This window comes from Kitasatospora sp. NPDC001132, assembly GCF_053598415.1.
The window spans coordinates 187390-209700 of record NZ_JBSFKF010000011.1 but is presented as its reverse complement, the minus strand read 5'-3'; the positions used below and the strand labels follow the sequence as shown (position 1 = coordinate 209700).

The 22311-nt window shown below is 72.6% G+C and carries 15 protein-coding genes; 11 read left to right on the top strand and 4 right to left on the bottom strand.

Features of this window, described 5'->3' with window-relative positions; genetic code table 11:
• Window positions 1-14: 14 nt before the first annotated feature.
• From ACWDBE_RS18030 to ACWDBE_RS18020, 3 genes are all read right to left on the bottom strand, one after another.
• Window positions 15-1037 (bottom strand): amidohydrolase family protein, encoded by a 1023-nt coding sequence (locus tag ACWDBE_RS18030; protein WP_449792267.1) that lies wholly within the window; start codon window positions 1035-1037, stop codon window positions 15-17.
• Window positions 1038-1063: 26 nt separating this feature from the next.
• The gene (locus ACWDBE_RS18025; protein WP_449808514.1) at window positions 1064-2275 is read right to left on the bottom strand and encodes a 4-hydroxybenzoate 3-monooxygenase; all 1212 of its coding nucleotides are present in this window, start codon (window positions 2273-2275) and stop codon (window positions 1064-1066) included.
• A gap of 105 nt (window positions 2276-2380) precedes the next feature.
• Window positions 2381-3148: an IclR family transcriptional regulator gene (locus ACWDBE_RS18020; protein ID WP_449792269.1), complete on the bottom strand. Its 768-nt coding sequence runs from the start codon at window positions 3146-3148 to the stop codon at window positions 2381-2383.
• A 73-nt stretch (window positions 3149-3221) separates the two neighbouring features.
• Between ACWDBE_RS18020 and ACWDBE_RS18015 the strand changes: the two genes are divergently transcribed.
• The 6 genes from ACWDBE_RS18015 (at window position 3222) to ACWDBE_RS17990 (ending at window position 9935) form a co-directional block, all read left to right on the top strand.
• A complete protein-coding gene (locus ACWDBE_RS18015; protein ID WP_449808513.1) occupies window positions 3222-3923 on the top strand; it encodes a substrate-binding domain-containing protein in 702 nt (233 codons plus the stop codon).
• 360 nt (window positions 3924-4283) lie between these two features.
• On the top strand, window positions 4284-5078 hold the full coding sequence (locus ACWDBE_RS18010; protein WP_449808512.1) for a crotonase/enoyl-CoA hydratase family protein: 795 nt from the start codon (window positions 4284-4286) through the stop codon (window positions 5076-5078).
• A complete protein-coding gene (locus ACWDBE_RS18005; RefSeq protein WP_449792272.1) occupies window positions 5075-7045 on the top strand; it encodes an acetoacetate--CoA ligase in 1971 nt (656 codons plus the stop codon). Before ACWDBE_RS18010 ends, ACWDBE_RS18005 begins: the two co-directional genes overlap by 4 nt.
• A complete protein-coding gene (locus tag ACWDBE_RS18000) occupies window positions 7042-7926 on the top strand; it encodes a 3-hydroxyacyl-CoA dehydrogenase NAD-binding domain-containing protein (RefSeq protein WP_449808511.1) in 885 nt (294 codons plus the stop codon). The genes ACWDBE_RS18005 and ACWDBE_RS18000 overlap by 4 nt, the downstream gene beginning before the upstream one ends.
• An 8-nt stretch (window positions 7927-7934) precedes the next feature.
• Complete coding sequence (locus ACWDBE_RS17995; RefSeq protein WP_449792274.1) at window positions 7935-8795, top strand: amidohydrolase family protein; 861 nt, start codon at window positions 7935-7937, stop codon at window positions 8793-8795.
• A 144-nt stretch (window positions 8796-8939) separates the two neighbouring features.
• A complete protein-coding gene (locus ACWDBE_RS17990) occupies window positions 8940-9935 on the top strand; it encodes a YihY/virulence factor BrkB family protein (protein WP_449792275.1) in 996 nt (331 codons plus the stop codon).
• Between the two features lie 75 nt (window positions 9936-10010).
• On the opposite strand, the gene ACWDBE_RS17985 is transcribed toward ACWDBE_RS17990, so the two are convergent.
• On the bottom strand, window positions 10011-11213 hold the full coding sequence (locus ACWDBE_RS17985) for an alpha/beta hydrolase (RefSeq protein ID WP_449808510.1): 1203 nt from the start codon (window positions 11211-11213) through the stop codon (window positions 10011-10013).
• 1099 nt (window positions 11214-12312) lie between these two features.
• Here ACWDBE_RS17985 and ACWDBE_RS17980 point away from each other — a divergent pair.
• The 5 genes from ACWDBE_RS17980 to ACWDBE_RS17960 all read left to right on the top strand — a co-directional run bounded on the left by ACWDBE_RS17980 (window position 12313) and on the right by ACWDBE_RS17960 (window position 22276).
• On the top strand, window positions 12313-12957 hold the full coding sequence (locus tag ACWDBE_RS17980; RefSeq protein WP_449808509.1) for a cytochrome P450: 645 nt from the start codon (window positions 12313-12315) through the stop codon (window positions 12955-12957).
• A 302-nt stretch (window positions 12958-13259) separates the two neighbouring features.
• Window positions 13260-18491 carry an amino acid adenylation domain-containing protein gene (locus tag ACWDBE_RS17975; protein WP_449808508.1) on the top strand — a complete coding sequence of 1744 codons (5232 nt, stop codon included), beginning with the start codon at window positions 13260-13262 and terminating at the stop codon, window positions 18489-18491.
• Between the two features lie 3 nt (window positions 18492-18494).
• Entirely contained in the window at window positions 18495-20147 is a 1653-nt protein-coding gene (locus ACWDBE_RS17970) for a condensation domain-containing protein (RefSeq protein ID WP_449808507.1), read from the top strand.
• Window positions 20144-21352, top strand: a complete 1209-nt coding sequence (locus ACWDBE_RS17965; RefSeq protein WP_449792280.1) for a cytochrome P450 — start codon at window positions 20144-20146, stop codon at window positions 21350-21352. The genes ACWDBE_RS17970 and ACWDBE_RS17965 overlap by 4 nt, the downstream gene beginning before the upstream one ends.
• Before the next feature lie 750 nt (window positions 21353-22102).
• Window positions 22103-22276, top strand: a complete 174-nt coding sequence (locus tag ACWDBE_RS17960) for a hypothetical protein (protein ID WP_449792281.1) — start codon at window positions 22103-22105, stop codon at window positions 22274-22276.
• Window positions 22277-22311: the final 35 nt, after the last annotated feature.

Sequence of the window (22311 nt, the reverse complement as noted above, 5' to 3'; positions counted from 1 at the left end):
TTCTTCTCCTCGGGTCAGCGGCCGGCGGCGAGGCGCGCGGCGAGGCGGGGGTAGACGCGCAGGGCGTTGCCGGCGTAGACGGCCGCCCGCTCCTCGTCCGAGAGGTTCGGCGTCGCGTCGACGTACCGCTTCGTGTCGTCGAAGTGGTGGCCGGTGCGCGGGTCGATGTCGCGGACCGCGCCGATCATCTCGCTGGCGAAGAGGACCGACCGGCTGGGGATCACCCGGGTCAGCAGGTCGACGCCGGGCTGGTGGTAGACGCAGGTGTCGAAGAGGACGTTGTCCAGCAGCGTCTCCGGATCCGGCTTGCCGAGCGCCATCGCCAGGCCGCGGAACCGCCCCCAGTGGTAGGGCACCGCGCCGCCGCCGTGCGGGATCACGAACCGCAGCGTCGGGAAGGCGGCGAACAGGTCGCCCTGGAGCAGCTGCATGAACGCCGTGGTGTCGGCGTTGAGGTAGTGGGCACCGGTGGTGTGGAAGGCCGGGTTGCACGAGGTGCTGACGTGGATCATGGCGGGGATGTCGTACTCGGCCATCGCCTCGTAGACCGGGTACCAGCTGCGGTCGGTCAACGGCGGTGCGCTCCACCGGCCGCCCGACGGGTCGGGGTTGAGGTTGACCGTCACCGCGCCGAGTTCCTCGACGGCGCGGCGCAGCTCGGGCAGGCAGGTGGCGGGGTCGGCGCCGGGCGACTGCGGGAGCATCGCGCCCATCGCGAAGCGGTCGGGGTAGAGCGTGCTGACGCGGTGGACCAGGTCGTTGCAGATCCGTGCCCACACCGAGGAGACCGCGAAGTCGCCGATGTGATGGGCCATGAAGCTGGCCCGCGGGGAGAAGATCGTCAGGTCGCTGCCGCGCTCGTCCATGAGCCGCAGCTGGTTGCCCTCGATCGCCCGGCGCAGGTCGTCGTCGGTGATGACCAGGTCGTCGGGGTCGGGCGCGTCGTCGGCGGAGCCGGCCGCCGCCACCTGCCGGTCCCGCCACTGCGCCAACTGCGGCGGTGCGGTGGTGAAGTGACCGTGACAGTCGATGATCATGTGTGCTCTCCTGAAGGGCGTCCGGGTCAGTCCTGGGCGGCGGTGGGCCAGCCGGTGTACTGCTCGGCGAGGAAGGTGCGGCCGGCCCGGGTGCCCACCGCGTTGTCGAGCTCGCCGAGCTGACGCCGCAGGTCGAACGGCGTGGCGCCGGGCGCGGTGTGCAGCAGCCGGGTCATCCAGTACGAGAAGTTCTGTGCCCGCCAGACCCGTTGGAGGGCGCGCGGCTGGTAGTCGTCCAGCGCGGTCGCGCCCTCGCTGCCGAGCGCCCGCAGCAGGACGCCGGCGAGCACCTTCACGTCGTGCAGCGCCAGGTTCAGCCCGCGGGCGCCGGTCGGCGGTACGGTGTGCGCGGCGTCGCCCGCCAGCGCCATCGAGCCCCAGCGCATCGGCTCCTGAACGAACGAGCGGAACCGCAGCACCGTCTTCTCCAGGATCGGCCCCTCCTTGAGCCGGAACCCGTCCTCGCCGGCCACCCGGGCCTGGAGCGTCTCCCAGATGCGGTCGTCCGACCAGGCCTCCACGGGCTCGTCGGGGGCGCACTGGAAGTACATTCGCTGCACGGTCTCGGTGCGCTGGCTGATCAGCGCGAACCCGTGCTCGGAGTGGGCGTAGACCAGCTCGGGTGCGCTCATCGGCGCCTCGGCCATGATGCCGAACCACGCGAAGGGGTACTCCTTGCCGTAGCGCACCCGCCGGTCCTCCGGCACCAGGTCGCGGCACATGCTGCGCGACCCGTCCGCGCCGACCACGTACCGCGCCCGGGCTTCGTGGCGGGTCCCGTCGGGCGCGGTCCAGCGGATCCGGGGAGCGTCGGTCGTCACGTCGAGGACCTCGGTCTCCCTGACACCGAAGTGGACCGTGCCGCCGTCGCGCTCCCGGGCGTCGGCCAGGTCGACGAACACGTCGGACTGCGGGTAGAGCCACACCGACGCGCCGACCAGCTTCTTGAAGTCGACGCGGTACGGCCGGCCGCCGAACCGGAGCTCGACTCCCTCGTGCTCGTGACCGTCGAGCAGGATCCGCTCGGAGACTCCGGTCTCCACGAGGTCCCGGGCCGCGTCGGCTTCGAGGATGCCGGCCCGGTGCGTCGTCTCGATCTCGCGCCGGGTGCGGGTGTCGAGCACGATCGTCTCGACACCGGCGCGCCCGAGCAGGTGGGCCAGCATCAGTCCGGCTGGGCCGGCCCCGACGACGGCGACTGGGACCGAGGCAACGGTGTCGACGACGGCATCGGCCATGGCATCTCCTGAACGGTGGCGCGGGGTTTCGAACACCCCGAACGCTCGCATCCGGGCCCTCGACCGGTCGCCCCTCTTTCCGTCAGGCGGAAGCCGCCCCGGGTTTCAGACCGCCGTCCGGGCCCGCCTGCCGAGTTCCTCGGAGATGCCCCGCACCGCCCTCAGCAGCGGCTCGCGCAGCCCGCGCGCCCGGCTCGCGCCCTGCGCCGCGACGACGATCCCCAGGGCGGCGCTCACCGGGCCGGACCGGCCGATCCGCACCGGCGCGGCCACCGCGACGGAGCGCTCCGAGAGCTGCCGGTCACTGACGAAGGCCTGCTCGCGGCGGATCCGGTCCAGCTGCGCCCGCAGCGCCTTCGGGTCGGTGACGGTGTGCGGGGTCCAGGCCCGGAGCGGCGATCCGAGCACCTCCTCCTGGATCTCCCGGGGCGCGTGCGCCAGCAGCACCCGCCCCATCCCGGTGGAGACGACGGGGAACCGCGATCCGACCATCGTGACCACCTCCACCGACCGGTGCCCCGCGATCCGTTCCACGAAGACCAGCTCCGTGCCCTCGCGCACCGCGAGCTGGACGTTCTCGTGGGTCGCCTCGTAGAGGTCCTGCATGAACGGCAGCGCCGAATCGCGCAGGATCTGGGTCCGGGGACACCCCGAGGCGATCTCCCACAGGCGCAGCCCGACGTGCCACGACCCGTCCTCCGCGCGCTCGAGCGCTCCCCATCCCGCCAGCTCCGTGATCACTCGGTGCGTGGTGCTCAAGGCCATGCCCGTACGCTGGGCGATCTCCGACAGTGTCTGCGACGGGTGCTCACGGTCGAAGGTCGAGAGGACCTCAAGGACCTTGCCGGCTGCCGTACTTCGGGTTGTGCTCATCCGGCCAGTGTCCCAGACCGGCGTCGAGCCCCTGAGCGCACGTCGTACCATCTGCCGAACTCAAGGAGGCGATGTGAACCAGGAGATCTCCGGGCTGTCCTCGATGGCGACACGGCCGATCCTGACCGACCTTTCCGAACACATCCGACACACCCACGGCATCGCCGTGCGCTTCGACTCCGCCGGCGGGGTCGAGATCGCGCGGCGGGTGCGCGAGGGCGCCGAGGCCGATCTGCTCGTCCTCGCCGAGGGAGCACTGACCGAACTGGAGGAGGAGGGGCACCTCCTGGGGGACACGGCGCGCCCGCTGTGGGTCTCCCAGGTCGTCGCCGCCGTCCCGGACGGAACGCCGGTTCCGGCGTTCGACGCGGAGTCCGACCTGCGAGCCGCTCTCCTGTCCGCGGAGAGGATCGCGTACTCCACCGGTCCCAGCGGGACGGCTCTCGTCGAACTGATCACCCGGCTGGGGCTCGCCGAAGCGCTGTCGGACCGGCTCGTCCAGGCACCGGCGGGGGTGCCCGCCGGCAGCCTGCTCTCGTCCGGCCGGGCCGATCTGGCCTTCCAGCAGCACAGCGAGCTGATGGACCTGCCAGGCGTCGTCGTCGTCGGCCCGCTGCCGGGCGACACCAAGATCGAATCGGTCTTCGGCGGGGCCGTGCCGGCCTCCTCCGTCCGACCGGACCGCGCCCGCGAAGTCCTCGACCTCCTCGGTTCCGACGCGGCGTCGGGGATCGCCCGCACCAGGGGCATGCGGGCGTTCGGGCAGCAGAGCTGACGCGGCGCTCCGAGGCGGCGACCGGGGTCGGCTGACGGTCGTCCGGCCGCCGACCCCGGTCTTCTTATGACAACGGCATTGACGTTTCCTGTCGCCCCCGGTTTCATGACTCGCACTTCCCCCACCCCCGCCGCCACCAGCAGCACCGGGATCGGCCCGGGCTCGATGGCCGGGGTGGTCGGCCTGCGCCTGCCGGCGGTCGTGCACCTCGTCGACGGTCGGCGTCACGTGCCCGCCGCCGCCCGCACCGGGCGGCGGCGGACGACGAGGTCCACCCCGGCCGGACCATCCCCACCTGCCCCGGCACCGGGGCAGGTGCATCCGCGGTGCCCGACCGCCAGCGAATTGAGGAGCCTTCCCTTGAGCACGATTTCCATCGAACACCGCGACGGGGTGGCGGTGCTGACGCTCCGTCGCCCCGCCAAGCGCAACGCCCTCGACGACGCCACCGTGCTGCGCGTCGAGGAGTTCTTCCGGAAGCCGGGCGCGGACGTCCGCGCCGTCGTCCTGGACGCCGAAGGCGACCACTTCTCGGCCGGGCTCGACCTCGGCGAGCTGACCGAGCGCTCGACCGAGGAGGCGCTGGAGCACTCGCTCATGTGGCACCGCGTGTTCGACACCATCGAGGGCGGGCGCGTCCCCGTGGTGGCCGCGCTCAAGGGCGCGGTGATCGGCGGCGGCCTGGAACTCGCGGCCTCCGCGCACATCCGCGTGGCCGAGCCGTCCACCTTCTACGCGCTGCCCGAGGGACAGCGCGGACTCTTCGTCGGCGGCGGCGGCTCCGTCCGGATCCCCCGGCTGATCGGCGCCCACCGGATGGCGGACATGATGCTCACCGGCCGCGTCCTCGACGCCGCCGAGGGCCAGGCCGCCGGCCTCTCGCAGTACCTGACCGAGGAGGGCGGGGCGCGGGCCCGGGCCCTGGAACTCGCGGAGCGGATCGCGGCCAACGCCTCCCTGACCAACTTCGCCGTCCTCCAGGCACTCCCCCGGATCGCCGAGGCGTCGCCCGCCGGCGGCCTGCTGCTCGAATCCCTCATGTCGGCTGTCGCCGCGGGCAGCCGCGACGCCCAGGAGCGGATGCGGGCGTTCCTGGACGGCCGCGCCGCGAAGGTCGCCGCCGGACAGGGCTCCCACGGGAAGGACGCCCGATGAGCGAGGTCCTCAGCACCCCCGGCCCGACGGTCAGGGACGACTCGGAGATCGGCCGCTACCTCCGCTGGCTGGAGTCGGAGCGGCAGCTGGGCTTCGCGGACTACGACAGCCTGTGGCAGTGGTCCGTCACCGATCTGGACGGCTTCTGGTCGTCGGTCTGGGAGTTCTTCGACGTCCGCCCGCACACCCCGCCCACCGCCGCCCTGGGCCGCAGGTCCATGCCGGACACCGAGTGGTTCCCCGGCGCGACCCTCAACTACGCCGAGCACGCGCTCGGCCGCGAGGAGGACCTCGACGCCGTCGCGCTGGTCGCCCGCTCCCAGACCCGGGCGCCGGTCGAGCTGACCTTCGGCGAACTCCGCGACCAGGTCGCCCGGGCACGCGCCGGGCTGCTGCGCCTCGGCGTCCGCAAGGGCGACCGGGTCGTCGCCTACCTGCCGAACATCCCGGAGACGCTGGTGGCCTTCCTCGCCACCGCGAGCATCGGCGCGGTCTGGGCCGCCTGCGCACCGGAGTTCGGCCCGCGCAGCGTGGTCGACCGGTTCGCCCAGCTCGAACCGAAGGTGCTGCTGACCGTCGCCGGATACCGCTACGGGGACCGCGACATCGACCGCCGTACCGAGGTGGCGGAGATCGCCTCCCTGCTGCCCACCGTGGAGCGGGTCGTCCACGTCCCGTACGGACCGAACGCCCTCCCCGACGCGCTGGGCTGGACGGAGCTGCTGACCGAGTCCGCCGGACTGTCCTTCGAGCCCGTGCCGTTCGACCATCCGCTGTTCGTGCTCTTCTCCTCCGGCACCACCGGCATCCCCAAGGCGATCGTCCACCGGCACGGCGGGATCCTCCTGGAGCACCTGAAGAACAACGCGCTGAGCTGGGACCTGAAGCCGGGCGACCGGATGCTCTGGTTCAGCACGACCGCCTGGATGCTGTGGAACACCCTGGTCTCGGCGCTGCTCGTGCGCGCCTCGATCGTCATGATCGACGGCAATCCGGTCCACCCCGACCTGCGGGAGCAGTGGCGGATAGCGGAGGAGACCGGGGCGACGCTGATGGGTGTGAGCCCCGGCTACCTCATGGCCTGCCGCAAGGCCGGGATCCGGCCCGCCGAGGAGTTCGACCTGTCGCGGCTGCGGCAGCTCGGCGCGGCGGGCAGCCCGCTCGCCGCCGACGGCTTCCGCTGGGTGGCCGAGCAGTTCGGGGACCAGGTCCTCCTGAACGTCGGCTGCGGCGGCACCGACGTCTGCACCGGCATCCTCCAGGGCAGCCCGCTCCAGAGCGTGCGCGCCGGAGAGATCTCCGGCCCCTGCCTCGGGGTCGCCGCGTACGCCTACGACAGCGAGGGCCGGCGGGTCGTCGGCGAGCTGGGCGAGCTGGTGATCACCGAGCCGATGCCGTCGATGCCCGTCGGCTTCTGGGGCGACAGCGACGGTTCCCGCTACCGGGCGGCGTACTTCGAGGAGTACCCGGGCGTGTGGCGGCACGGCGACTGGGTGCGGTTCGCCCCCGAGGGCCACTGCGTCGTCGCCGGACGCTCCGACGCCACCCTCAACCGGGGCGGGGTCCGGCTCGGCACCGCCGAGTTCTACGCCGTCGTCGAGGACCTGCCGGAGATCGAGGACAGTCTCGTCGTCCACATCGAGGACCCCGAGGGCGGCAACGGCGAGCTGCTGCTCTTCGTCGCGGGCCCCGCGGACCTGGACGACGCCCTGCGCACGAGGATCGCCCGCGCGCTGCGCTCGGCGCTGTCGCCGCGGCACGTCCCGGACGTCATCGAGCGGGTACCGGCCATCCCGCGCAACCGCACCGGCAAGAAGCTGGAGGTGCCGGTCAAGCGGATCCTCCTCGGCGCGCGTCCCGAGTCCGTCGCCAGCGCCGACGTCCTCGCCGACCCCCGTTCGCTGACCGCGTTCGTCACGTACGCCGCCGGGCGGGCCGCCGGCACCGGGCACGGGAGCACGTCGTGAAGGTCGCCGTCGTCGGCACCGGGGTCATCGGGGCCTCCTGGACCACGCTCTTCCTGCTGCACGGGCACGAGGTCGTCGCCAGCGATCCCGCGCCCGGCGCGGAGGAGCGGCTCCGGGCGGCCGTCGCCGCCGACCAGCGCCGGCTGTCGTTCACCCCTGACCTCGCCGAGGCCGTCGCGGACGCCGACTTCGTCCAGGAGAACGGCCCGGAGCGTCCCGAGCTGAAGGACGAGGTCTTCGCCGTCCTCGACGCCGCGGCCCCACCGGGGACGATCCTGGCGAGCAGTTCCTCCGGGCTGCCGCCGTCGCGGATCCAGCGGGCCTGCGCGGCCCATCCCGAACGGGTCCTCGTGGGGCACCCGTTCAACCCGCCCCACCTCATCCCGCTGGTCGAGGTCGTGCCGGGCGAGCGGACCGGCGAGGCCGCCGTCGACGAGGCCATGGGCTTCTACCGCAGCCTGGGCCGCCACCCGATCCGGCTGCGCCGGGAACTGCCCGGCCATGTCGCGAACCGGCTCCAGGCCGCGCTCTGGCGGGAGGCGTACTCCCTCGTCGAGCGGGGCGCGGCGAGCGTCGCCGACATCGACGCGGCCATCGCCCACGGTCCCGGCCTGCGCTGGGCTCTGCTCGGCCCCTTCCTCAACCAGCACCTCTCGGGCGGTGCGGGCGGCATCGCGCACGTCCTGGAACACCTCGGCCCGCCCATGGAGGAGTGGTGGGCCGACCTCGGCACACCGCGCCTCACCCCCGAGCTGACCCGCGCGATCACCGAAGGCGTCAGCGACGAGCTGGCCGGGACCGCGGAGGCCGACCTCGTCGCGGAACGCGACGCCCTCCTCTCCCTCCTCCTCGACGCCAAGAACCGGACCGACCACCTGTGAGCACTCCGATGAACCCCACCGATCCGATCGCCATCGACTTCCACGTGCACGTGGAGCAGGACGCCCACGGCCATCTCGCGCTCGACGCGGAGCTGATGGACGCCTCGGCCGCCTACTTCAAGTCCGGCCAGGACCGCACCCCGACCGTGGAGCGCCTGGCCGCGTACTACCGTGAGCGCCGCATGGCCGCCGTGATCTTCACGGTGGACGCCACCACGGGCCTGGGCCACCCCGCCCTGTCCAGCGAGGAGATCGCCGAGGCGGCGGCCGCCCACCGCGACGTCCTCATCCCGTTCGGCTCGGTCGACCCGCACCGGCCGGACGCCGTCGCCCGGGCCCGCTCGCTCGTCCTCGACCACGGCGTCCGCGGATTCAAGTTCCACCCGAGCCTCCAGGCGTTCGCGCCGAACGCCCGCGAGCACTACCCCCTCTACGAGGCGATCCAGGAACTCGGTGTCCCCGCCCTGTTCCACACCGGGCAGACCGGGATCGGCGCGGGCCTGCCCGGCGGGCGCGGCATCAAGCTGCGCTGGTCCGACCCGATGCTCCTGGACGACGTCGCCGCCGACTTCCCCGGCCTGACGATCGTCCTGGCGCACCCGTCGGTGCCCTGGCAGGACGAGGCGATCTCCGTCGCCACGCACAAGGCCAACGTCTACATCGACCTGTCGGGGTGGTCGCCGAAGTACTTCCCGCCGCAGCTCGTGAAGGCGGCCGGCTCCTTCCTCCGGCACAAGGTGCTGTTCGGCTCCGACTTCCCCGTCGTCACGCCCGACCGCTGGCTGGCGGACTTCGACGCCCTCGACATCAGGCCGGAGGTCCGCCCCCTGATCCTCAAGGAGAACGCCGTCCGCGTCCTGGCCCTCTGACGCCGCCCCCGGCCGAGCCGTCACCGGGGCCGCGGCCGCCCGTCGGCCGGCCGGCCGACGGGCTGAGTGGCATCGGGCGGGAATAGTCGCCGGCTGTTCGGACAGACGCCGGTCATGGCACTGTTTCGCAGACGTACGCACGGCGTGACCGGCGACGAGCCGCGGGCCCCCGGCCCGGGCGGCGAGAAGGCCGCTCCGAAGGGCCCGACCGACGTTCCGGGGCGCGGTTGGTTCGCTGTGCTGAGGCGCACCGGGCGGGAGTTCCTGGACGATGAGCTGCCGGACCGTGCTGCCGCCCTCACCTATTACGGTGTGCTGGCGATCTTCCCTGCGCTGCTGGTGCTGGTGTCGGTCATGGGTCTGGTGGGCAGCTCGGCCACCAACCAGGTCCTGGACAACCTGCAAAGGCTCACCCCCGGGTCCGCGCGGGAGATCCTGCACTCGGCCGTCACTCAGTTGCAGGGCAGCCGTAGCACCGGCGGCGTTCTGGCCGTGGTGGGCCTGGCGGGCGCGCTGTGGTCCGCCTCCGGGTACGTGGCGGCGTTCACGCGTGCGGCGAACGCCGTCTACGACATCCGTGAGGGCCGGCCCGCGTGGAAGGTCACGCCGCTCAGATTGGGCCTGACCCTGTTGATGATGGTGCTGCTGGCGGCAAGCGCCGTGATCGTGGTGTTCACCGGTCCGCTGGCGAAGCGGGTCGGCGACGTCCTGGGCCTGGGCGACACGGCGCTCACCGTGTGGGCGATCGCGAAGTGGCCGGTGCTGGTCGTCCTGGTGGTGTTGATGATCGCCGTGCTGTACTGGGCGGCGCCGAACGTGCGCGGGCGGGGCTTTCGCTGGATCTCGCCCGGCAGTGTGCTGGCCGTGCTGCTGTGGATGCTGCTCTCGGGCGGCTTCGCCCTGTACGTGGCCAACTTCGGCTCCTACAACAAGACCTACGGCACCCTCGCCGGGGTGATCATCTTCCTCGTGTGGTTGTGGCTGTCGAACCTGGCGATTCTGCTCGGCCTGGAGTTTGACGCCGAGCTGGCCCGCGAACGCGCCATCCAGGGGGGCATGTCGTCGGCCGAGGAGCCCTATGTCGAGCCCCGCGACACCCGCAAGTGGCCGGACGACGAGAGGGACGGCCGTCAGCGATGAGGCCCCCGGGCGGCCGCGGGTGGCCGCGACAACGCCGGGGGCCCGATTCGAGCAGGCCGCGCTGCCGGCGCCTGGCTAGTGCTGGAAGAGTACTTCCGGATTGTTCGGCGAGGGGCCGTCCAGTAGCGGACTGTGGATCCCCTTCAGCGTCTGGCCGAAGAACGCTGTCACGTACTCGCGGGTGATCTCCACCCCGCGTTCCGGGGAGAGGGGCGGCGTCGGGAACCCGGCCTGCTCCAGGAGGAGGTCCAGGTCGCTGAAGCTGAAGTGGTCGGCGCCGGCGACCGTCAGCCACTTCTTGTAGCCGCCGAGGGCGGCCCAGGCCTGCCCCCAGTTGTCGCCAACGACCGGATGGTTGTCGGCCGTACCCAGCATGAGGAACGGCCGGTTGATCCGGCCGGGCATCGGGACCGGGTGGAAGGTGCCGTCCATGTTCACTGCGGCCCGTACTCGCGGGTCGGCGATCATCGTGGCGGCGGCCGCCGCTCCGCCGAGGGAGTGTCCGGCCATGCCGATCTCGTGCTTGTCGATGAGGTGTGCCAGGCGCCACGAGGTATTGCCGTGCGTCAACTGGTCGATCACGAAGGACACGTCCAGCGCGCGGCCGGCGGCGACGGAGTCGAAGTCGAGCCCCGCCGGGCCGTCGCAGATCGCGCACGGCGGCGTCTGGCCGTTCGCCAGCGTCTCGCCGCTGTCCTCGTAGGTGTGGCCGACGAGCGCGACGACGTAGCCGCGACTGGCCAGGTCGGTCGCGAGCGAGGTGAGCGTCATGCGCGGGTTCTCGTACGCGGGTGAGAGGACCACCAGCGGATGCTTGCCGCTGTGCGGCCGCGCGCCGTCGAAGGCGTGGGTGGTGACGCCGGCGAGGTTCTGCGGGGTGATGCCGGAGCTCGCCGGCGTCTTCTGGCGCTGGAGGACTCCGGCTGCCTCTCCGAGGGTCATGTAAGGGGCCGGAGTCCCGGTCCCGGGGACGGCCGGGTAGATCATCGTGACGGTCAGTTGGCGGGGGCCGGATGACGGCACCCAGGGGTCGGGACGGCTCGCGTCGGTGAGGTGGATGACGTCCTCGCCGGCGGCGTAGGGGCCGGTCGGCGCGGGGAGCGTGCCGTGGAAGGACCGCGTGGGCGCGGTGGCCGTGGCCGGTTCGGTGCCGAGCGCGTGCGTGGCCACCGGTGTGCCCGACGGTGTGGTCGTGGCGGCGAACCCGGCGCCGGTTCCGGTGACGAGGGCGGCGAGCGCCAGCGCCGCGACAGCGCTGATACGGCGATTGCGTTTCATCCTGCCGACCGGGCAGGGGCGGCCGGCGGCTTTCGAATGTCGATCGGTCATGGCCCCACGATGTCGCACCGGGCGGCGCCGGGTCGGCAGCGTGAACCCACCGGCCGGACGGGGGGTAAACCCTACCGGCCGCTGGTGGGCTCTCCTCGCTGTCGACGGGTGGTCGGGTCGGGCACCGTCCCCCTGTCGAATCGAGGCGCGGACGGTGACCTCCAGCCGCCCTGTGACTTCGCCAACTCCGGTAGCGACCTTGACGCATCGTCACGCAACACGCTGGCGCGGCCAGAGGGAACTCGCGGCGCCAACGGCGATGGTCCTCCGTGAGACACGACCTGTGTGGGACACGGCGAGTGCAGCGACAAGGGAAAACTGGGACGAGATCCTCGGCCGGACCGGCAGTTGCCACCTCCGACTCGGCGAGCACAAGACCGCAGCTCGGCCCGGCCGAGCTGGTCAGTGCCGAACTGGAACGGGTCTACCCACCCACGCGCCACGCCCGCCCCCGCGTGGATCCACGAACTGCACCGGGGTGCGCCTGGTCCCCACCTGGTCCCCAACCGCATGCGAACGAGCACCTTTCCGTATCTGACGCCACATCACACAAAAGCCCGTTGACCTGGGCGTCAACCCGGCCAACGGCCTTCCGACATCACTGCCGGGACGACAGGATCCGAACCTGCGACCCTTGGCGGTCCCCAGCAGGACGGTGCAGTCCGGCGACCCGGCCGTCGCGTAGCCAAGCCCGTTGCGCGAGCGTTCGGGTGGTCTCGCGGCGGGGGAGCCGGGCCTGGGCCGTTGCTTCCGGCGCGATGCTGATCATCAGGTCTTCGCTCGCCCGCTTACTCGCACCGGTGGCTGTGGCCGCCTCGCCTCTCGTCCTGCGGCCGGCGGCCGCGTCGGTCGGCCCTGCGGCGACGGCGGGGCGAGGGGCGACCGGCGGTGCGCTGGGAGACAACCACGGATGCGCGCACAGTCCACCGATCCCGCCCGGCTCGGACTAGCTTCGGCCTCCTCGCGCAGGCCGGCCCGGTAACGCCATGAGCGTCGCGGTTCCGGGAAAGCCGGCCGTGCCCGCAACCAGACCAAGGCCGACACAGTGATGACCGATCTCCGCGACGAGCAACCGCCCAGCACGCCGAACGAGTTGTGGTGTCCCTTCCCCTCCCTGACGAACCCCCACGCCGACCTGGCCGACCAGCAGAGCCTGGCCTGGCTGGCGCGCCACGAACTCGCGCAGCGCCAGGACCTGCAGGACGAGCTGAGCGGGGCGGTGCGCGCCGTCGCCGCCGACGGCTCCGTGACCCCGGAGGACCTGCCGCGCCTGGAACGCACGGGGCACGCGATCAGCGAGACCCTCCGGCCGCACACCCCCAACTGGATCCTGATGCGCCGGGCGGTGGCGCCGCTGCACTACGGCGGCACACTCCTGCCCCCGGGGGCGGAGATCCTCTTCAGCCCGACCGCCCTGCACCGCTCCCCGCGGTTCCACCCCGACCCATGCGATTCGACCCCGAACGCTGGAGCCGCCCTGGGAACCGCGCCCACCCAGCCCTATTCATCCCCTTCGGCGCCGGCCGCCCAAGTGCGTCGGCGAGTCCTTCGCCTGGACCGAGGTGCTCGTCGTGACCGCAGCCGTCCTCGCCCGCCTGCGGCTCAGCCCGGCCACGGCCACTCCTCTCCAGGAGACCGCCACCTCCGCGACCATCCGCCCACGCGGCCCGCGCTCATCGCCGAACCGCGATGAGCAGCGGGCGCTCTCGTGCACGGCCGTGACACCCCGGTGCGAAGCCGGGGCAAACCGTGGTGAGGTGCCTCCGACCGCTGTCCGGGCTGAGCTGGCCCATCCGCTCCGCCACGGTCCCAGCGCCCTGACCGGGCCGACCGTGCGCAGGCGGTCAATGACGGGTGCACGGCGGGAGAACCGGCGCCGGGCGAGACAACTATGTTGGCCGACCTGATTCGGTGGACATGTTCGAAGCGGTGCAGGGTTCACACGGAGCCCTGCCCCCAGCGCGAGATTCCGCGAGATCCGATGGAGGGAGCTCCATGTCCGACGGCCGTACGTCACCCTTCGACCTACCCCCGGGGACCGGCTACGAGCGGTTGCTCGCGGGGCTGCGTCTGGAGGCGCCCTGGGCGATCCTCCCGACGCAGCCGGAACCGGAGAGTGCTCCTGCGACGCCCGCACCCGGCTCGCCGACGCCCGCCCCCTGGGCCGGCGCCTGGGAGCTGATCGACCGCCGGGCGCGCGCGTGCGGCTCCCGCGTCGCCATCGCGCACGCGGGGACCGAGCTCACCTACGCCGAGCTGCGCCACCGTGTCGCAGCCCGGGAGGCCGCGCTGCGTGCCCTCGGCATCCAGCCCGGCGACCTGGTCGCCGTCGTCGCGGGCCGGGGGCCACGGTTCGTGGAGACCGTCCTGGCGATCTGGCGGTCGGGGGCCGCCTATCTGCCGCTCAACCCGGAGGACCCCGCCGCGTGGCGGGCCGGGGCGGTGCGCGCCGCCGGGGCCGTCCTGGTGGCCGGTCAGGGCGCGAGCGCCGCCGTCCCGGGCATCCCCTTCATCGACCTGGACGATCCCGCACCCGCCCACTTCCCTTCGGACCCACCCGTGGCCCGCACGGTCCACGGCCCGGACGACCTGGCGTACGTCATCTGCACCTCGGGCTCCACCGGCGAACCCAAGCTGGTCATGATCGAGCAGCGGGGGGTGACCAACCTCATCCACGCCCAACAGGCCTACCTCGGTGGAGACCTCGGCCCGGATGCCAGGGTGTTGCAGTTCTTCCACCCGGCCTACGACGCCGCCCTGTTCGACATCCTGCTCGCCCTCGCCAACGGCGCCCGGCTGGAGATCGCCGACTCCCGCCACACCTCGGGCGGGCAACCGCTCGCCGACCTGCTGCGGGAGCGGCGGGTCACCATCGCCGTGCTGCCCGCTCCGGTGCTGCGAACCCTTGAGCCCGGCCGGTTCCCGGACCTCGCCACGGTGGCGAGCATCGGTGACATGTGCCTGCCGGAGACGGCTCGGCAGTGGTCGGCCGGGCACCGGTTCATCAACGGCTACGGACCGACCGAGACCACGGTGTGCACCACCATGCACACCGTGCCGGCCGACGGATGGCCGGACACCGCAGGACCGACCGTAGTGCCCATCGGCCGCCCCATCGCCGGATACCGCGTGCACCTCCTCGACGACGCCCTGCATGAGGTCGCGGACGGCGAGGTCGGCGAGATCTGCATCGCGGGCGACGGGGTGGGACGCGGATACCTGAATCAACCCGAGCTGACCGAGCGGCACTTCTTGCCCGACCCCTTCGGACTCCGACCGGGCGCGCGGATGTACCGCTCCGGTGATCTCGGCCGGCGGCTGCCCGACGGCGAGCTTGAGTTCGTCGGCCGGGTCGACGACCAGGTCAAGGTGCGCGGAGCGCGGATCGAACTGGGTCAGGTGGAGAAGGCGCTGGCCGCACTGCCCGGGGTGCGGGACGCGGTCGCAGTGGTCGACGGCCTGACGGAACGGCACCTGCTCGGATACGTGGTGGCCGCGCCCGGAGTCACCGTGTCGGGCCCGGCACTGCGCGCCGCGCTGGCCGCGGAGCTGCCGGGTCGTCTGGTGCCCGACCGGATCGAAGTCCTGTCCGCCTTGCCGCTGCTGACCAGCGGGAAGGTGGACCGCTCCCGGCTGCCCCGCCCGAGCGGGCCGGGACCGGAGGAGTGGTCCGCACCGCGTGACCGGACCGAGGAGATCGTTGCCGAGGCAGCGGCCGAACTGCTGGGCCTGGAGCGGATCGGGATTCATGACAACCTCTTCGCCGCCGGAGCCCACTCGCTGCTCGCCGCCCAGCTGGTGGCCCGGATCCGCGCCACCCTGGGGGCGGAGGTGCCGATCGGCAAGGTGCTGAACGGAGGCACCGTGGCGCAGATCGCCGCACTGGCGAAGGCCCGGGCCGGCACCGCTCGGCGCGGTCCGCAGCCGGGTGCCGCCTCGGCCGGTCCGGAGCCGTCTCTCGCCCAGCAGCGGGTCTGGCTCATGCACCAGTTCGCCCCGTCGGCGCAGGCCTACCATTCCCAGGCGGCGATCAGGCTCGCCGGACCGCTGGACGGTGCCGCGTTCGACGCGGCCCTCACCGATCTGGTGCGCCGGCACGAGGTGCTGCGCAGCCGCTTCCCCGCGCCGCACGGTCGGCTGCGCTGCGAGGTGGTGGAGCCTTGGAAGGTCTCGGTGGAGGTGCTGGACCTCGCGGACCGGGACTCGGCCCGGCATGCCGAACTGCTCGGCGCGGCGGTGCACGACGCCGTGGCCGAGCCCTTCGATCTGGCGAACGACCCGCCGTTCCGTTGGCTGCTGGTGCGGCTCTCGCCCATCGAGCACGTCTTCGTGGTGGTGGAGCACCACATCGTGCACGACGGCTGGTCCTTCAACGTCTTCGTCGGCGAACTGCTGCAGAGTTACGCGGACCATGTCGCGGGAACCGCGGCGGAGCGTGCCCTGCCAGGCGTGAGCTACTACGACCTCGCCCAGTGGCAGCAGGAGTGGTTGGACAGCGAGGAGGCTGCCGAGCAACGCGGGTTCTGGCGCCGGTCGCTGGCCGGGGCCGAGACGGTCCTGCGCCTCCCGTGCGGCGGCGCGGGGGCATCGCGGTCCTTCCGCGGGCCGGCACCGCGCGTCGAGATCCCCCGCGACCTCGCCCGCCGGCTGGAGGCGCTGGCCGAACGCAACGGCACCTCCCTGTTCACCGTGCTGCTCGCGGTCTACTTCCTGCTGCTCGGCGGCTACAGCGGCTCCCAGGACGTGCTGGTCGGATCCGCGGTGGCCAACCGCCGTTGGCAGGAGTCGGAGCGGTTGCTCGGCATGTGCGTCAACACGCTGGTGTTCCGCGGCCGGATGCACGGAGATCCCACCTTCGAGGCGTTCCTCGGCCGGGTGCGGCGGATGGTCCACCAGGCGTACGACAACCAGGAGCTCCCCTTCGAGCTGATCCTCCAGGAGTCGGGGGCGAGGCGGCACAGCACCGGCGCCAACCCGCTCATCCAGGCACAATTCTCATGCCACGACTCGACGTTGGGGACGGTTACCGGCAACCCGCTGGACGTCACGCTGATCGAGGGGCTCAGCAACGGCTCGGCCAAGTTCGCCGTTTCGGTCATCGCGGTGCCCCGCTACCGCGCCCTCGGTCAGGTCTCGCGGCTGCCCGGCGGGGCGCTGCACGTGCCGGCGTCCGCCGGACAGGTGGGGCCCGCTCCGCGCGCCCTGCTGGACGGCGTCACGCTCGCCTGGGAGTTCGACGCGGGGCTGGTGGAACCGGTGCTGATCGACGGGATGCTCGCCTCGTACCGGCATCTGCTGGAGGCCGTCGCCGAACGGCCGGACAGCCCGCTGAGCGCTCTTCAGCTGCTGGACCCGGCTGCCCGCGCCGACGTGCGGGCCATCGGCCGCGGGCCGGAGCGCGCGACCGCCGACGGCCCGCTCCCCGCGATGGTGGCGCGCTGGGCCGCAGACACCCCCGAGGCGCCCGCCGTGCTCTCGGGTCAGCGGTCCCTCACCTACCGGGAGCTCAAGAGCGCCGCCGACGCGCTGGCCCGCGCCCTCCTGTCGGCCGGTGTCGAGCCGGGCGACACGGTGGCCGTCTGCGCCCCGCACTCCGCGGAGGTGGTGATCGCCCAGCTCGCCGTCCTGACGGCGCGCGCCGCCTACCTCCCGCTGGACCCTGCCCACCCGTCGCCCCGGCTGGCCGCGCTGGTACGGCACGGCCGGGCCCGGGCGCTGGTCACCACGGCTGACCTGGCGGACCGGGTGCCGGTGCCGGCAGGCCTACCGGTGCTGTTCGCCGACCCGGCCGCCAGCCCGTGGCCGGACCTTCCGACCACGGCGCTGTCCGAAGGGCACCCGGACGACCTGGCCTACGTCCTCTACACCTCCGGCTCCACCGGGGAGCCCAAGGGCGTTCAGGTGGAGCACCGTTCGGTCGCCGCGCGGCTGTACCGGGCGGAGATCACCGGCCTGCGGCCGGGTGCCCGGATGCTGGCAGCCGCCTCCCCTGCCTTCGACATGTCGGTGCTGGAGATCTGGGGGGCGCTGCTCAACGGAGCTGCCGTCCGCTTCCTGCCGCCGGGCTGGACCGTTCCCGAGCTGGCGGAGTGCCTGGCCGACGGGACGGTGACCCACGCCATCCTGCCCACGGCGGTCTTCCACGAACTGGTGCGCCAACGGCCCGAGGCCCTGGCCGGCCCGGAGCGAGTCCTGGTGGGCGGTGACGTGATCTCGGCCGAGGCGATCCGGGCGGCCCGACGAATACCCGGTGCCACGGTGATCAACGTCTACGGGCCCACCGAGACCACCGTCATCGCCACCGCCCAGTCGGCCGCCGAGTGGGCCGACCCGGCCGCTTCGCACGTCCCGATCGGAAGCGTCCTTCCCGGCACCCACGTGGTGATCGTCGACGAGGCATTGCGCCCGCTTCCGCTGGGCGTGGTGGGCGAGATCTGCATCGGTGGCGCGGGCGTCGCCCGAGGCTATCTCGGCGATCCCGCTCTGACCGCCGAGCGGTTCGTGCCGGACCCGTTCGCCCCGACGCCCGGTGGGCGGCTCTACCGCAGCGGGGACCTGGGCCGGCTGTTGCCCGACGGAGTGGTGGAGTTCTGCGGGCGACGCGACGACCAGCTGAAGATCCGGGGCTTCCGAGTGGAACCCGAAGAGGTCCGAGCCGTCCTGCGGGCCCTGCCCGACGTCTCGGACGCGCTGGTGCTGGGCGACCGGGACGAGCTCGGTGGCCGACGGCTGCTCGGCTACGCGGTCGCCCGCGCCGGCGGCTCCCCCACCGGCACCGGGCTGCGCCGGGCGCTCGCCGAACGGCTGCCGGCCCACTTGGTGCCCGCCGCCGTCGAGGTGCTCGACGCCTGGCCACTCACCCACGCGGGCAAGGTCGACCGGGCACGGCTGCCGCAGCCTGCTCTTTCCCGGATGGCCGTCCTCGCCCGGACGGCCGCCGCGGCCCGGCCCGGCAACGAGACGGAGCGCGTGCTGGCCCGACTTGCCGCCAAGACGTTGGGGGTGGAACAGGTCGGGGTGCACGACGATCTGCTGGAGCTGGGCATGCACTCGCTCCAGGCGATGCGCTTCGCGACCGAGGCGAGCGCGGAGCTGGGCCGGCAGATCACGCTCGGCACCGTCCTCGCCCGGCGCACCGCCGCCGCCCTGGCGGCGGCCGTCCCGCAGCTGCCGGCCCCGGCACCGCAGATCGGCCGGCTGCCCAGGCGCGCGGCGGGTGAGAGGTAGTCGATGGCCGACGTCGACGGTGACCTCTTCGCCCTGTCCTTCGCCCAGCGGGGTCTGCAGTTCCTGCACGCACTCGACCCCACCGGCCGTGCACACAGCACCGAGCGGTGGTTCCGGGTGACCGGTGCCCTGGACGTCGGCGCACTGCAGCGGGCCGTGGACGCCCTGGTGGCCCGGCACGAGGCGCTGCGCACCGTGTTCCCGGACACGGCGCACGGCCCGCTGCAGTGCGTGCGCCCCGCCGGACGGATCACCGTCCGGACCCTCTACCGCGCCGGGGCGCGCGACGAGGCCACGGCCCGGCGGTGCGCCGCCGAGTTCCTGCGCCGACCGTTCGACCTCGCCGAAGGACCACTGCTGCGGATCGCGGTACTGCCGCTGGAGCCCGGCGACCACCTGCTGGTGCTCTCCGCGCACCTGCTCGCCGCCGACGGCTGGTCCCACCACGTCCTGCTGACGGAGCTGGGCGCGCTGTACCGGGCAGTCCTGGCCGGTTCCTCCGGCCGGGGCCACCTGGCGCCACTGTCGGTCCAGTACGCCGACTGGGGTGCCTGGCAGCGCGAGCAGCTGACCTCCGTGCGGCGGGCCGAGCTGCGGGACTGGTGGCGCACCGAACTGGCAGGCGCACCCCCGGTCCTCGATCTGCGGGCCGAGGACGCGCACCCCGCGCCGGGGACGCCGCCTCCGTCGCTCAATGGCGGTCGGATCCGGCAGGTACTGGGCCCCGAGCTCGGCGCGGCGGTCCGGGCCCTGGCCAGAGCTCAGCGGCAGACCGTGTTCACCGTGCTGCTGTCGGCCTTCGCCGTGGCGCTGGCGCACCGCGCGGACCAACCGCGGCCGGTGGTCGGCCTGGCCGTCGCCAACCGCGACCAGCCGCAGGTCCAGCAGGTTCTGGGATTCTTCGTTAACCCGGTCGCGCTGCATCTCGACCTCAACGACGATCCCGGGTTCGACCGCCTGCTGACGCGGGTGGCCGCCACGGTCGCCACTGCCCACAGCCATTGCGATCTGCCGTTCGACGAGGTGGTCGCGGCGCTGGCCCCACCCAGGAGCCCGGACCGGTCCCCGGTCGTGCAGGTGAACTTCGCCCACCACCCAGCAGGTTCGCTCGGCACCCTGGAACTGCCCGGCTGTGCGGTACGGGAGCTTCCTGCCGACCGCGAGCCGGGCAAGTTCGAGCTGACCGTCAGAGTCGTGGAGAGCGCGGACGGCGGCCTGGAGATGTGGGGCGAGTACAGCTGCGGGGCCCTGCGCGAGCAGGACGTCCAGGACGTGTTGGCGGCCTATCGGCAGGTGCTCCGCTCGGTGACCGCCGACCCGCGTGCTGCTCTCTCCGTGCTGCTCCCCGGCGCCGCACCCCGGAGCCGGTCACACAAACGCCGATCCGACCCGCCGCCCCAGGCCGTCCCCACGGGCAGTGCCGTGGAACGGTCCGTCGCGCGAATCTTCGGCGCGGCCCTGGGCACGGCCGAGCCCGGGCCCGACCAGGACTTCTTCACGCTGGGCGGCCACTCGCTGCAACTGCTGGGAGTCCTCCGCAGGTTGCGCGAGGAGCTGGGCATCCCGATCACCCTGCGCGAGCTGTACGCGGCACCGATACCCGCGGCGATATCCGCCCGGTTCTCCTCTCAACCGAACGAGGTGAGGCCCCGATGACCGAACCCGGCGAGCTCCCCGGCTACCCGGTCTCCCGCGACCGACGGTGTCCGCTGGACCCGCCCGCTGCCTATCTGCACGCGCAGCGGTCCGCCGTCCTGCCACGGATCGGTATCCGGGACGGCAGCATGCCCTGGCTGGTGACCCGGTACGAGGATGCCGTGCAGGCGCTCGGCGACACCCGGCTCAGCGGGGACGCCCGGCTCCCCGGGTTTCCGCACACCTCGGCGTCCTCCGCGGCCAAACTGGAGCGCGTGCTGCCGTACCCGCTCCGGGAGGACGAGGTGCACCGGGCCCAGCGGGCGATGCTGATGAGGGAGTTCACCCCCAGGAAGATGGAGGCGCTGCGCCCCCGGGTGCAGGGCATCGTCGATGACGCCATCGACGCCATGCTCGCGGGCCCTCGTCCGGCCGACCTGGTGGCCGCCTTCGCGACGCCGGTCGCGATCGGCGTCATCTGCGAGGTCCTCGGGGTGGACGCCGAGGAGGACCGCCAACTACTGCACGCACTGTGCCGCACCGTGGCGTCGCGCACCGCGCAGCCGGACGAGGCATCCCGGGCGCTGGACGCACTGGAGGGCTATTTCCACCGCTTGGTGGAGGCACAACTGCGCTCTCCGGCAGGGGGCGTGGTGGGCCGGGTGATGGTCGAGCGGATTCGGTCCGGGGAGCTGAGCCACCAGGACGCCGTGGCGACCACGCAGTTGCTGTTCCACGCGGGCCACGGCACGTCCGCGTACACGATCGCCACCGCTGTGGCGGCGCTGTTCGCGCATCCTGAGCAACTGGCCGCCTTCCGTTCCACGGACGACGTCGTCGAGGCCGTGGTGGAACTGCTGCGCTACACGACGGTCGCTCACAACGGCATGGCTCGCGTCGCGACCGAGGACATCGTCATCGGCGCCACCCCGGTCCGGGCGGGTGAAGGGGTGTTGATCCAACTGGACGCCGCCAACCGGGACCCGTCGGTCTTCCCGGACCCGGACCGGCTCGACCTCGGCCGGCCGCCGTCGCCGAACCTGGCGCTCGGCCATGGGCCGCACCACTGCCTGGGCAGCGCACTGGCCCACGTCGAACTGCAGGTGGCCCTCGGCACCCTCTTCCGCCGAATCCCCGCGCTGCGGCTCGCGGTGCCGACGACGGAGCTGTCGTTCAAGGACAACGAGAACCTCGTGGGCCTGCACACCTTGCCGGTGACCTGGTGAGCCGAAGACCGTGCCCTTGTCGAGAACCTCATCCGCCCTGGTGAAAAAACGCCTCGCGGAAGTTTCCGCCGAACGTCCCGCCGCGGAAGGTGGCATGGAAGAAGTCGGCGGTGCCGAAGGCCACATGGTCGACGTCGCAGTGCAAGAACCGAGCTTGGATAAAGCTGGCATTGATGGCTGACTCAGGCGGCAGCCCCGGAACTCGCAGCGGTCGAAGGTACCCATGGCAAGGATGCAGTCGTCGAACGCGCAGTTGACGAAGACAGCCTCGCTGAGGTTCTCCTGGGCGAGCCGCAGCCCAGTGAACGTCCGGCCGTCGAACTCGCGCGTTCCGGAGGCGTATTCGGCAAGCAGGGCCCTGGTGGACTGCTCGCCGTCGCGGTCGGGATCGGTCATGGACGGCCCCCGGAGGCTCCTGCGGACGCGGGACGGACATCTTGAACGTAGCACCGGAGCAAGACAGTTCGGCACGGTTCAGGGTGGACCGAGCCGGACGCCCGATTCCTGAAGCGCATGATGGCAGCCGACTGCCCGGCACCGTACCTCGGTGCCGTGTGGCAGTCCCCGGCTGGCGCCGGGGGTGAAGGGTGACACCGGTACGGCGAGGCGACGCAGCGTGGCTGCCAGGGCGCGGTTCCTACCAGTGGCGCTGAACGCACCCGCCCCCGCCGGATACCGCAGAGTCCCGACGGGGACGCGGCTTTCGCCGGAAACCCCCGCCGGACACCATGGAAACGTGATATTCGCCCCGTGACGACAAAGAGCCCGGCAGGCCTGGAACTGCACCCGCACGAGTACCCGCTTCCGGCCCTGACCCTGGAGACGGCGGGCGAGGCCATCGGCGAGATCGCCGCTGACCTCACCACTGCCGCGCAGGACTCCGCGCCCCCGTCGTCCTCTACGTCCTCCCCGCCTGGGTCCTGAGGGCCCTGCGGGAAGTCCTTGAGGCGCTGCGCGCC